This window comes from Citrobacter sp. Cf118 (genome assembly GCF_030334095.1).
Lineage (GTDB): Bacteria > Pseudomonadota > Gammaproteobacteria > Enterobacterales > Enterobacteriaceae > Citrobacter > Citrobacter freundii.
The window spans coordinates 336,960-349,637 of the sequence record NZ_JAOWES010000089.1 but is presented as its reverse complement, the minus strand read 5'-3'; the positions used below and the strand labels follow the sequence as shown (position 1 = coordinate 349,637).

The following is a 12,678-nucleotide window of genomic DNA, read 5'->3' as shown; positions in this document are numbered from 1 at the left end:
TACCCACATCCCCGGTGCGGAATGCTAACCACTAATATTATAAAATTGCTTAATAAGATGCTTAGCTTCACTGTCATCGTTGTAAGGCAACAAGGTAACTGTTCCATCTTTATTAGTCATGAAAAAGTCATCACCAATAGCGGTTGAATGAGAAAACGCTGAGTTACAAGTGGCATCAAACAATGAACAACCCAAGAAATAATTCATTGAATACTGGATACCAAGCATTTGTAACAATGTTGGTGCTAAGCTAAGTGAGTTAGTTCCTTGAGCATCTACAACTTGCGGCTTAACGTTTTTCCCGAGGATAATTAATGGGATGCGATTCACAAAGAATGGTGCGGTGCTATTGAAACTTTTTTTATAGTCAGTTGATGGAAATGTTGCATGATCTGTGGTGATGACCAGCAATGTGTTGTCATAAAAACTGCTGTTCTTAAAGAAATCAACAAACTTTCCTAATTGATAATCATAGTTATAGAATTTATTGTAATATGCATTCTTGCCGTCAGAAAATTTCTCATTAGGGCTATCTTGCCCGTGGTGTGTCCCCGAAGGATAAACACCAATAAAAAATCGTTCATGATCTTTTTCTTTTGAACGCAAAAAATCTTGCAATGCGTTGAATGTCTGTTTGTCTGTCATTCGATCATTTTGATAACCGACAAAATCCCCCATCCCTAACACGTTATCAAACCTGAGCGTTTTAAGCATTGTGTTCAGCGGACTACTTTTCTCCGTAGACGCAATAAAATAATTATGATAACCGAATTTAGTTAAAATTTCCGGGAGAGAAACCTGACGATGAAGATAGATATTATCAATTTCCGTTGTTGATAATTGATCTATACCTGTGCCTTCATTTGTAACTCCGTCACGATACTGAAAACCCGATGTCAACTGTCCGCGCAAGCCACGAAAAGTTGCAGCGGTATGATTGAAATAATTCGTGAAATTTATCCCTTCATTTTTCAATCGATCAATATTGGGGGTAACAGAAAACGTTCGGCCATTCGTTTTACCAATAACCTCGGAGGATATTCCTTCCGCAAAAATAACAATCACATTATAGTTTTTAAAATTTAAACTTGATTCTATTGGTTGCGTAAAAAAATTAGATTTTAAAAAAACATTTCCCGCCTCACCGATTTTTGCATTAGGTTTGAATGTCACCTGTAAATAGTAATATTTTACTGTTGTATACAACTCGTAAATAGGTCCCTGAGCAAAGAATGAAACAATCAGAGAAATAATCGCAAATGTAATATTTACTATTTTATTGGTTGTTGCTCTACCACGCCAGACTGAGACTTGTGAGAATAAGACAAAAACAAGAAATACGCCCACGACTTTGACGAACGTTTTTATACCCAACGCCTCAAACTCTGCACTATTCGATAATGCAAGCGGCATCAGGTATTGCCCTGACGAGAATAAAGATGCGGCCTGAATACCTAAAACAACAAAATAAAGGCCCCATACTATTCTTTTTATAATAGCGACAGTGATAAAGTTGAGCGCAACGCAAATAAAGATAAATTCGATAACAAAGCAAAACAACAGATCTAATCTATCGGCATACACTAAAATCGCAGCATATAGTAATGCAGAACTTAAAATGCATACCACTAGTTTATTTAGTTTCATTATAATTCAACATTAATGATTCAGTAAAATAACAATCACATGAAAATTTAAAACAATCTTTCGTAAAATGCGGCTATGTTTTTCCAGCAGTATTTTTTGTTAGCATATTCTTTTAATTCTTGCCCCATATTCGTATTTAGTCCACGCTGTAATTCATCAACAGCAAGTTTCAACTCATTGGTATCTGAAAAATAAAGGGCAAGATTATCGGTTGTATATCTGTTAAAGGTACAATCGAATGCAATTACAGGAATACTGAAGTGCATTGCTTCGACCAACGATGGATTAGTACCACCTGCGGAATGACCATGAATATATGCAATGCAATGTTTACGCAAAGAATATAAATTGGCAATGTTATAATCTGGATCAAGGATATCAATATTCGAAAAGGTCATGTATTTTTTCTTTAACGCTATGCCATATTCACTATTATCCCAGTTTCCCATAAATTTCAGACGTACATCCGATGCAGAAAATGATTCGAGAATCATGTCTACATTATTTTCTGGTTCAATTCTACACAGTGCAAAGAAATAGTCCTGCCCTACATTTTTGTCTAAATGGATTTCAGTATTGACTGCAACAGCGTGATCACCGCCATAGGCAATAACTTCACTCTTGCGCCCATACTCACTCTCCACATATTCAGCAATCGCCTGATTATCCGAAATGACAATATCAGAATATTTAACTGCAATTTTTTCTGATTTTTTCAGGAACCATTTAGCTTTATTGCTCCACTTATTCCGACGCCATTCAAGGCCATCTATATTGGTTATTACTCGTGATCTGGAGAATAAACGATAAAAAGGTAAAAATATGCATCCAGAAACACCGAGAACTAACACCACATCAGGTTTCTTAATTAAGCATACCAGCAGACACAGAATATCGTATAAAATACTAGATGGACCATTCGCATTAAGAGGCAGATAAATTAGTTCAGCATTGTGATAACTTTCCAATTTTTTATCATATTTTGGGGATGAGCAAAAAACCTGATATTTTATATTGTCAGATTGATAATCAACCAAGTTTTGAACTAAAGACTCAAATCCACCATAACATGCTGGTATACCAACCGTACCTACCACAGCAATTTTTTTACACGAAGAGCTACTCATTTTACACCTTTAAATTAATTACCTTTATTCATCTTCTTAAGAAATGCATCAGAAATCGCTTTCCAAGCAACTCCTATCGATTTTATTTTATTTTTTGAGTAAAGCACTTCAAAAATAATATTCTTTGCAGAGTGAAAGAATAGATGATATCGATATTTAAATTCATAATCTGAATACAACATAAGATAAAGTGCGTTACGTATTTTGTAATAATTTCTGAATGAATTATGAATTGTCACAGAACGACCAGCAAAATTCTTTTGCCCATAACCTAGTTCATGAGAAATCATTACTGAGGGAGTTTGCACCGTTTTATATCCCTTTGAATGTGCACGCCAACACCACTCGGTATCAACCCAGTCAATAAACAAGTCCTCACGAAAAGGCCCAACCGTTTCCCAGGCATCTCTGGAGATTAGCATTCCAGAGGCAATTACATGTGATGGAAAGAGATCTTCTGAGTCGCTCTGAGAGATTGTTTTAGTACTTGTAAATAAATTTAATGATACAGAGGGATGAACATAGCCAGTCCGATGATCGTTAAAAAAAGGCGATACACAGCCAATATTTTTATCATGTGCAGAACTGTGTAAGTTAAAACAGGTAAGCAATTTTTCAATCGTATCTGAAGGAAACACAGTATCCTGATCTGAAAAAAAGAGATACTGAGCATCATATTTTTGAAGTGCCGCCTCTACCCCACGATTTTGTGCAAATGCGATGCCTTTATTCTCATTCAAAAAGATAATTTCAGTACTATCGCTTTTCAATTGCTCTAGTTCTTCTGCTTTATCAGAGCCGTTATCAACAATAATAACCCTATCAACTTGCTTAACTAAAGAATCAATACATTCATACATCCTGGCTATTATAGGATTATAAGTTACAATTACAGCACCAATATGCTTATCCATTAACAACTCCGAAAAGAACATGATAGTAAAATGCCAAATATATAATTATAATAATTTTCCCCAAAAGAGGTAGTAAACCCGGTTTGTCTTTATTAATGAAGATATCTATTGTCAACATCAAGAATAAATACATCTCCAACACTCTAAATGCTAAGACAGGCAGGGAAAACAGTACAAATATAGTGTATTGCAGAATAGCAAAACTAAAAAAATAACGATAGAGGCCCCGAACTTTAGATTCGATAACCATCATCGAAAGTATATACCATGCAACAAATGTCAATGACAGTGAGTTAATCAGATTAACATGATCATCATTGCCAATTTTCTGCCCAAGACCATATTCCCGTATTGAAAGAATCAATCCTTCAGAATAGCCCATCAAAAATATTAGAATCAGAGCGATACCAATTATGTTACCTAAGAGTCTTATATTTTTACTATGAACATATGGATATAACAACAGGAATGGTAGCGCTGACCAGTGAGCAGTAATTGCCAGACAAACAGCCAGATAATATAAACCTAATTGTTTGTTAAATAAATAATACATTGAAAACATTAGTACTGAAACACAAAGCCCATTTCTAAACTGGGTGTAATCAAGTAACCATACAGCTATTGAAGCATAATAAATAAGAAAAACAAGCAAAGCCTGGTTATTCTTTGTGTATCGAGCTAAAAAACGCAACTTAATGAGCATAGCTAATAATGAGACTATCAGAATTATATACTCATAGTTTCTGGTAAACAGCATTAATACTCGATAAAAAAACTCTAATACTACACCAGACTCCTGTCCAGAAAATATTAATTTGTAATTCTCATAATCACGGCTGAAGCCAATAAACTGAGTGTTAGACAGGAAAAAACCAATAACAGAGAGAGAGAACATTACAAAATATGAAATGTTCATGAAATTTGTATTGCGATTGTTTAGTTTATTATCATAACTCATATAAATACTATAGGTATAACAACATTTAATTTTCTGTTGCCTTTCATGATAAAGGCAACAGTTCGGTTAGAATAAATCTTGAACTTTTAACGATTCAAACAACACCGCATCTTTATCTTTCGCTGATAATATATAATCAATACCAATTTCAGGCCAAGCTATGTTTAAAGTAGGATCATTGTATGCAATAGCTTTTTGAACTTCAGGAGCATAGTAATCAGTTGTTTTATATAAAAACTCAGCCTCCGTACTTGTCACCAAAAATCCGTGAGCAAATCCTTCCGGGATCCAAAATTGTCGCTTATTTTCTGCGGAAAGAGTCACCCCCACCCATTGTTTGAAGGTTGGCGAATCCTTACGCAGATCAACTGCTACATCAAACACTTCACCAACAGTACATCTAACCAGTTTACCTTGAGCACATGGATTCAGTTGGTAATGTAAACCTCGCAGAACGCCCATCACAGATTTTGAGTGATTGTCTTGTACAAAATTCACTTGTTTGCCAATGGCATTTTCAAAAATCTGTTGATTAAAACTCTCCATAAAAAAGCCACGCGAATCGCCGAAAACTGCTGGCTCGAGCACTAACAAATCAGGGATAGATGTTTCGATGATCTTCATGTTTCGTTTCTTTCCATACTTTTAGCATAATGCATTACTTATGAAGTATTGCGTTTAATTTACGTCCAACTACGTCCCAGCTATACTGACTTACTGCAAGCATATTCTGTTGTATCTCATGATCAAGTTCTTCACTTTTCAGTGAAAATGCCTTTTCTATTTTTGTAGTAATAATAGCGCTATCAAAAGTTGGGATGCTGAAATTACTACTTGTATCTATTAGCGGCGCATAATTGGATATCACTAAACAACCGCAAGCCATAGCTTCAGCACAGGGATAATGAAATGCACCATCCTCAATAAGTCCAGTAGCTATGACAAGTTGATTTCTTTTGTAAAAGGCTGACAGTTCCTCATCACAAGCTATATCGTAATAATTCCAATTAATTTTTGCTTTCTCTAGTTTTTGCTTATTTTCATCACTAAGGTAAATAGCAACATTTAGAGTAATGTTACTAGTAATTTTCAAGTTACAGATCAGATCAACAGTTTCATTAGTTCCTTTATGTCTTTCTTTCCGTCCAATTATGCCTATACATCTTACAGGCTCAGAACGAACCGGTAGTTCTGGCCTGAATAAATTCAAATCAATCCCTGCGGGCACAACACCTTCAATATTATTGATTTTTTTTGGTAGCAAATCCTTGTGGTTTACTATTTTTCGCAGCGGTAGAAGATACGTTACATAGGCAATTAAACGAGACAGGTTATTTTGACCAAACATGACCTCATATGCTTGTATATAGTAAAATTTCTTTGAGGTTGCGATAGGTAACAGCGCAACTAAATAAGCAACAAGGTGAAGGTTCGCTATGACTGCATCAGGTTTCTCTCGTAAACAAGCGCGCCATAAATTAAAATAGCGACTAAAGAATCTGGCTACTTTGCTTCCTTGCTTATTAAACTTACTATACTTGACAGTGGCGGAAGTCTGATAATATGGTTCACCACTATGCTCTGGTGCTATGAAAACCACATCATGGCCAAAGTTTTTTAATTCTGTTGCTAACTTTGAAAGCACGCGCTCACCACCGGCTTTACCAAACCCGACAACAGGGATAATAATCTTCAAAGAGCACCCTCGTTTTTACGGCTTTTAACATTTACAAAATTTGTAAATATAAATGCAAATATGAAATAAGCTGTATAGGTAAATGTATAGGCTAAATTAGCTCCATGCACACCATAAATCCCGACTAATACATAACAGCTTGCAACAAATAATAGCGAAAATAAAATTTCCGTGCTTATAAATAGCTTTGTATGCCCTTGCGCTTGTAAAGGGTATGCATACATAAAACCAGCTATTTTAATTACATCGCCAATAAGCTGCATACCAAACAGTTCTCTGGCAGTTCTAAACTCTTCTGTGAAAAGCAAGGTAATGCTAAAATCACGAAGAAGGTAAATAACTAATGCCATACAGACTGTTATCCCCATTACATAGGGAAGAGTGGTATTTATTTCTCTCTTTATTAAGATACTATCTTTCAAAATTGCCAGTTTGGGTAGAAAATATGTTGCAAGCGCAATAGTCACAACACTCAGATAAACCTCAGATATTTTCCAAACGGCTTGCCAGTGTCCGGCATCACTCCAATTAGTTTGGTCTACTAAAATATTACGAACACAGATAAGAGAAACAGGGCCAGCTGCAGCCGTAGTTAATGCCATCAAAGTATATTTCCCGATAGCTTTCATATGATACGGTTCCGTTTTACCAAACCAAAAACGGAACCTTAGCCAGGACTGTTTAATACATGACAGGAACAGCACAATGCCAGCTATTGCGCCATTTAGTGCCGTCGCAATAAGTGCTCCATTAATACCAAAGTAGATGACCAAAAGTGACATGATGGCGGTTGAAATAATAACCGACAACATACCTAAAAAAATGAATTTTTTGAAGTGCTGTTGCCCATTAAGAACAGATGCGATCATTGTATTAACTATAGAGCATGGTAGAACACAAGATGCAAATATAATTAACCATCCATACTTTTGGGTTTCAAAAAGTAGCAATGACAGCTGAGTTGAAAATAGGATTGTAAGAGGAACAATAGTTAAAAAAAGTACAGCGGAGATTTTCGCACATGCGCGCCACCATGGCACGCATGCTTGCTCACCCTCTGGCCATGTTTCAGCTGTATATCTCACCAATCCGGTACTAACCGGAGCAGCTGTTATTCCAGTTATTATGGTCATCAAGCTTTGTATTTGACCCAGCATTGCTAATCCCGCTGGGCCAGTATAAATAGCGACAACTTTCCCCACAACAAATCCTGCGACCATTTTCAAAAACGTATAGATCGCAGTTAACATCGTAACCTGGAGAAATTTTTTCATTATTTATAATTATTTATCACTTCAATAACATAATCCACTTCATCATCATTCATTACCGGACTTATCGGAAGTGATAATACTTCTGCATGAATCTTCTCTGATATTGGTAATTGAAGGTTTTCGTACTGCTTATAAGCAGCTTGTTTATGTGGTGGGATCGGGTAGTGAATCAGGGTCTGCACTCCATGTTCAGCTAAATAGGATTGCAGAGTTTCCCTCTCTGAGGTTCTTATAACAAACAAATGCCAAACATGTGATGCTTGCTGAGAAACCTTAGGCAGAGTAATTTTACTATTCTTAATTTCATTAAGATAACGATTAGCGATCGTTTGTCGAATCAACGTATCATCAGCCAAGTACGGTAATTTTGCACTTAAAAATGCTGCTTGTAATTCATCCAGACGGCTATTCTGTCCTAAATATATATTTTCGTATTTTTTATGTGACCCATAATTCCGCAATGCCTTAATTGCATCAGCCAGTTTAGGATCATTAGTTGTGATAGCACCAGCATCCCCTAAGGCACCGAGATTTTTACCCGGATAGAAGCTAAATCCTGCAGCATCACCTAAAGCACCACATTTGATACCGTCTAATTCAGCACCATGTGACTGAGCACAATCCTCAAGAATCAGAAGATTATGTTTTTTAGCAATTTTCTGAATAGAATTCATATCACATAATTGCCCATATAGATGAACAGGCAGAATAGCTTTTGTTCTATTCGTGATATGCTTCTCAATTAATTCTGGATTAATATTATAAGTATCGATATCTGGCTCAACCATGATGGGTATGAGCTTATTTTCAGTAACAGCCAGAATGGATGCAATATACGTATTAGCAGGAACCAGGACTTCGTCACCTTCATTGATAAGGCCAAGCTCTTTCCATGCTCTGAGCACTAAAACAAGCGCATCTAACCCATTGGCAACACCAATACAATATTTAACGCCACAGTATGCAGCAAATTCTTCTTCAAATTTCTTTAATTCTTCACCCATTATATACCAACCAGACTCTAAGACTCTTGTAAATGTCTGTGTTAGTTCCTGAGCTTGTCGTACATTAATAGCTTTTAAGTCTAGAAAATTAATTTTTTTCATCATTGTTTATCCATTTGACAACTTTAGCTGGATTACCGACCACAACAGCATAAGGTGGTACATTTTTAGTCACGACACTTCCAGCCCCTACAATTGCTTTTTCCCCTATTTCAATTCCTGGTAAAATAGTGGCGTTAGCACCAATAGATGCCCCTTTTTTCACAATGGTTTTCAGAAAGGCCGCAGGATACATTTTTGATCGGGGATGTTTATCATTAGTAAATGCTACACAAGGCCCAATGAATACATCATCTTCAATCGTTATACCATCCCAAATATATACGCCACTTTTAACAGTGACGTTATTACCAATAATAACATCATTTTCAATCATCGTATTGGCGCATATATTACAATTACGGCCAATAACTGCATTTTTTAGAATTACAACAAATTGCCAGATACGAGTATCTTCGCCGATATTTGTTGACTGAACATCACTTAATTTATGAATATTCATTGTCATCAATCATTCTCATAAAATCGTCATAATCACGAATGTAGTCTTCTTCGTTATAATAATCACTAGCAATGACCATAAGTATGCAGTCTTCGCTGAAGTCATACATTTCATGCCAGACGTAGGGTTCAATAAGTAAACCAACAGCAGGATCGCTTAACTCAAGCTCCTCTGTATGTTTCCCGTTGTCCATATGAAATTTACACGATCCTCGTGCGACAACTGCAACCTGACGAGTTGCTTTATGAGCATGAAATCCACGCCTCACTCCTTGAAGCGTATCAAATATGTAGTAGATGCGTTTGATTTCGAAAGGAATGTTTCTTTGTTCTTCGAGCGCTACTAATAAACCCCGAGCATCACCATGCTTTTGCAATGGAATTAATTGAAGATCCATCAGGATTCTCTCTTTAATATTTGTTATTAATCATTTTCAATAAGTATTGCCCGTACATATTTTTTGATAACGGGCGAGCGAGATTTATCACCTGTTCGGCATCAATAAACCCTTTGCGATATGCAATTTCTTCCGGACAAGAAACTTTTAATCCCTGACGTTCTTCAATTGTCGCAATAAAGTTGCTTGCCTCGATTAAGCTTTGATGAGTACCTGTATCCAGCCATGCATAGCCACGTCCCATCATTGCAACAGATAGCCGCCCCTGCTCCATATAAATTCGGTTAATATCAGTAATTTCCAACTCGCCACGTGCTGAAGGTTTTAAGTTCTTTGCCATTTCAACAACATCATTGTCATAGAAATATAGCCCTGTCACCGCATAATTACTTTTTGGTTCAAGCGGCTTTTCTTCCAGACTAATCGCTGTGCCATCTTTGTCGAACTCTACAACACCGTAACGTTCAGGATCGTTAACATGATAGGCAAATACAGTCGCGCCGCTTTCTTTATTTACGGCTGTTTCCATTAATCTAGGAAGATCATGGCCGTAAAAAATATTGTCGCCAAGCACTAAAGCACAGTCGTCATTACCGATAAACTCTTCACCAATAATAAATGCCTGAGCCAGACCATCCGGCGTCGGTTGTACTTTATATTGCAGATTTAGTCCCCACTGGCTACCGTCACCCAGTAACTGTTCAAATCGTGGGGTATCCTGTGGAGTACTAATAATCAGAATGTCACGAATCCCAGCTAACATCAGCGTGGACAGCGGATAATAAATCATTGGTTTATCATAGATCGGAAGCAGTTGTTTACTGACAGCCATTGTCACCGGATAAAGACGTGTTCCAGAGCCACCAGCTAAAATAATCCCTTTACGCGTTTTCATTTCATGATCTCTTTATATGTCAAAATGCCCATTAAAGGGCATTAAAATAATTTTAAGCTGTCGTAGTTGTAAATAATTCAGCCAGCATACGTCTTACACCACTCTCCCACTCGGGTAATACCAGATCAAATTTTTTCTGGAATTTATCAGTGCTTAGCCGAGAGTTATTTGGTCGTCGCGCAGGGGTAGGATATGCACTGGTAGGAACGGCATTGAGCTTGTTAATGGCCAGTTTTATTCCCGCTTTACGTGCTTCATCGAATACCAGTGCTGCATAGTCATGCCATGTGGTCGTGCCACTAGCCACCAAGTGATACAGTCCTGCAACCTCAGGTTGTTTAAGCGCTACACGTATTGCATGAGCCGTACAGTCCGCTAGCAATTCAGCTCCTGTGGGCGCACCATACTGATCGTTAATCACCGACATTTCTTCGCGCTCTTTTGCGAAACGTAGCATGGTTTTTGCAAAGTTATTACCTTTACCCGCGTAAACCCAACTGGTGCGGAAAATTAAATGCCGGACACAATTCTCCTGAAGCGCTTTCTCACCCGCCAATTTTGTTTCACCATAAACATTCAACGGTGCAGTAGCATCATCTTCACGCCATGGAGTTTCCCCAGTACCAGGAAAGACATAATCAGTCGAATAATGCACGACCCATGCCCCTGTTTCTGAAGCAGCTTTGGCGATAGCTTCGACACTTCGCGCATTGAGCAGTGTTGCAAACTCAACTTCTGACTCAGCTTTATCTACTGCCGTGTGCGCAGCCGCATTCACGATCACATCTGGGCGGATTCGACGTACGGTTTCCGCAACGCCCTCTGGGTTACTGAAATCGCCGCAATAATCTTTCGAGTGGACATCAAGCGCAATAATTTTACCAAGAGGCGCTAATGCGCGTTGAAGTTCCCAACCCACCTGTCCATTTTTGCCAAAGAGGAGAATATTCATTACTGACGCTCTCCGTAATTCTGTTCAATCCAGGTTTTATAAGCGCCACTCTTCACATTCTCAACCCACTGGGTATTATTCAAATACCACTCCAACGTTTTACGGATACCGCTTTCAAATGTTTCCTGCGGTTTCCAGCCCAGCTCATCACTGATTTTTGCTGCATCAATCGCATAACGACGATCGTGACCGGGGCGGTCAGTGACGTAGGTCAGTTGATCGCGGTAAGAACCCTCTTTAGGCACAATCTCATCGAGCAGATCGCAAATAGTATGTACCACATCCAGGTTTTTCTTCTCGTTATGCCCACCGATATTGTAGGTTTCACCGACTACACCCTGGGTCACCACGGTATACAGTGCTCGGGCATGATCTTCAACATACAGCCAGTCGCGAATCTGATCGCCTTTACCATAGATTGGCAATGCCTTACCTTCCAGCGCATTAAGAATCACCAGCGGGATCAGCTTTTCAGGGAAATGATACGGCCCGTAGTTATTGGAGCAGTTGGTGACAATTGTTGGGAAACCATAGGTACGTAACCATGCGCGAACCAGGTGATCGCTGGATGCCTTAGAAGCAGAATACGGGCTACTCGGCGCATATGCTGTCTTTTCCGTAAACAGAGGCAACACGCTACCGGCAGATACTTCGTCTGGGTGTGGCAGGTCGCCATATACTTCATCCGTAGAGATATGGTGGAAACGGAACGCCGCTTTCTTATCCGCATCCAGAGTATTCCAGTAACTACGAGCGGCTTCCAGTAACACATAAGTACCGACGATATTCGTTTCAATAAACGCTGCCGGCCCCGTTATAGAGCGATCAACATGACTTTCTGCCGCCAGATGCATCACCGCATCTGGTTGATGAGTGGCAAAAATGCGCTCCATTGCCGCTTTATCACAGATATCCGCATGCTCGAAGTGATAGCGATGACTTTCGCTGACTTCAGCAAGAGACTCAAGGTTACCGGCATAGGTTAGTTTATCGACATTAATAACGGTATCCTGAGTATCTTTAATAATATGACGAACAACTGCAGATCCAATGAAACCCGCCCCACCAGTAACAAGTATTTTCACGTTTTAATTCCGAATATCGTTTATATGACTACTATTAAAATGCTGGTGTACAATGCCTGCGTCTGGATATTTACGCACGCTACCGCCCCTGGCCTTACAGCAACCAGAGCACTACTTGATGGATAAAGATGTAACCAGCCCCGCCAGCTTTCGCAAAGCACGCTAAA

Annotated in this window: 13 protein-coding genes; all 13 read right to left on the bottom strand. The window is 38.5% G+C overall.

From position 1 onward, the window contains the following. Positions 1 to 24: 24 nt before the first annotated feature. The gene (locus OGX67_RS25255) at positions 25 to 1,647 is read right to left on the bottom strand and encodes an LTA synthase family protein (protein ID WP_257651073.1); all 1,623 of its coding nucleotides are present in this window, start codon (positions 1,645 to 1,647) and stop codon (positions 25 to 27) included. A 47-nt stretch (positions 1,648 to 1,694) separates the two neighbouring features. Beyond that, a complete protein-coding gene (locus OGX67_RS25250; RefSeq protein WP_194857601.1) occupies positions 1,695 to 2,774 on the bottom strand; it encodes a DUF1972 domain-containing protein in 1,080 nt (359 codons plus the stop codon). A gap of 14 nt (positions 2,775 to 2,788) precedes the next feature. Beyond that, the gene (locus OGX67_RS25245; RefSeq protein ID WP_194857600.1) at positions 2,789 to 3,688 is read right to left on the bottom strand and encodes a glycosyltransferase family 2 protein; all 900 of its coding nucleotides are present in this window, start codon (positions 3,686 to 3,688) and stop codon (positions 2,789 to 2,791) included. Then, complete coding sequence (locus tag OGX67_RS25240) at positions 3,681 to 4,583, bottom strand: EpsG family protein (protein ID WP_241745221.1); 903 nt, start codon at positions 4,581 to 4,583, stop codon at positions 3,681 to 3,683. The genes OGX67_RS25245 and OGX67_RS25240 overlap by 8 nt, the downstream gene beginning before the upstream one ends. A 129-nt stretch (positions 4,584 to 4,712) precedes the next feature. Beyond that, positions 4,713 to 5,270 carry a dTDP-4-dehydrorhamnose 3,5-epimerase gene (rfbC, locus tag OGX67_RS25235; RefSeq protein WP_194857598.1) on the bottom strand — a complete coding sequence of 186 codons (558 nt, stop codon included), beginning with the start codon at positions 5,268 to 5,270 and terminating at the stop codon, positions 4,713 to 4,715. Between the two features lie 34 nt (positions 5,271 to 5,304). Further along, entirely contained in the window at positions 5,305 to 6,342 is a 1,038-nt protein-coding gene (locus OGX67_RS25230) for a glycosyltransferase family 4 protein (RefSeq protein WP_257651072.1), read from the bottom strand. Next, complete coding sequence (locus OGX67_RS25225; protein ID WP_257651071.1) at positions 6,339 to 7,616, bottom strand: O-antigen translocase; 1,278 nt, start codon at positions 7,614 to 7,616, stop codon at positions 6,339 to 6,341. The genes OGX67_RS25230 and OGX67_RS25225 overlap by 4 nt, the downstream gene beginning before the upstream one ends. After that, entirely contained in the window at positions 7,616 to 8,722 is a 1,107-nt protein-coding gene (locus tag OGX67_RS25220; protein ID WP_257651205.1) for a DegT/DnrJ/EryC1/StrS family aminotransferase, read from the bottom strand. The genes OGX67_RS25225 and OGX67_RS25220 overlap by 1 nt, the downstream gene beginning before the upstream one ends. Continuing rightward, positions 8,709 to 9,182, bottom strand: a complete 474-nt coding sequence (locus OGX67_RS25215) for an acyltransferase (protein WP_257651204.1) — start codon at positions 9,180 to 9,182, stop codon at positions 8,709 to 8,711. Before OGX67_RS25215 ends, OGX67_RS25220 begins: the two co-directional genes overlap by 14 nt. Further along, entirely contained in the window at positions 9,169 to 9,579 is a 411-nt protein-coding gene (locus tag OGX67_RS25210; RefSeq protein WP_194857594.1) for a sugar 3,4-ketoisomerase, read from the bottom strand. The genes OGX67_RS25215 and OGX67_RS25210 overlap by 14 nt, the downstream gene beginning before the upstream one ends. Before the next feature lie 13 nt (positions 9,580 to 9,592). After that, on the bottom strand, positions 9,593 to 10,474 hold the full coding sequence (gene rfbA / locus OGX67_RS25205; protein WP_268044646.1) for a glucose-1-phosphate thymidylyltransferase RfbA: 882 nt from the start codon (positions 10,472 to 10,474) through the stop codon (positions 9,593 to 9,595). 52 nt (positions 10,475 to 10,526) lie between these two features. After that, positions 10,527 to 11,426 carry a dTDP-4-dehydrorhamnose reductase gene (gene rfbD, locus OGX67_RS25200; protein ID WP_220393173.1) on the bottom strand — a complete coding sequence of 300 codons (900 nt, stop codon included), beginning with the start codon at positions 11,424 to 11,426 and terminating at the stop codon, positions 10,527 to 10,529. Continuing rightward, on the bottom strand, positions 11,426 to 12,511 hold the full coding sequence (gene rfbB / locus OGX67_RS25195) for a dTDP-glucose 4,6-dehydratase (protein ID WP_257651069.1): 1,086 nt from the start codon (positions 12,509 to 12,511) through the stop codon (positions 11,426 to 11,428). The genes rfbD and rfbB overlap by 1 nt, the downstream gene beginning before the upstream one ends. Positions 12,512 to 12,678: the final 167 nt, after the last annotated feature.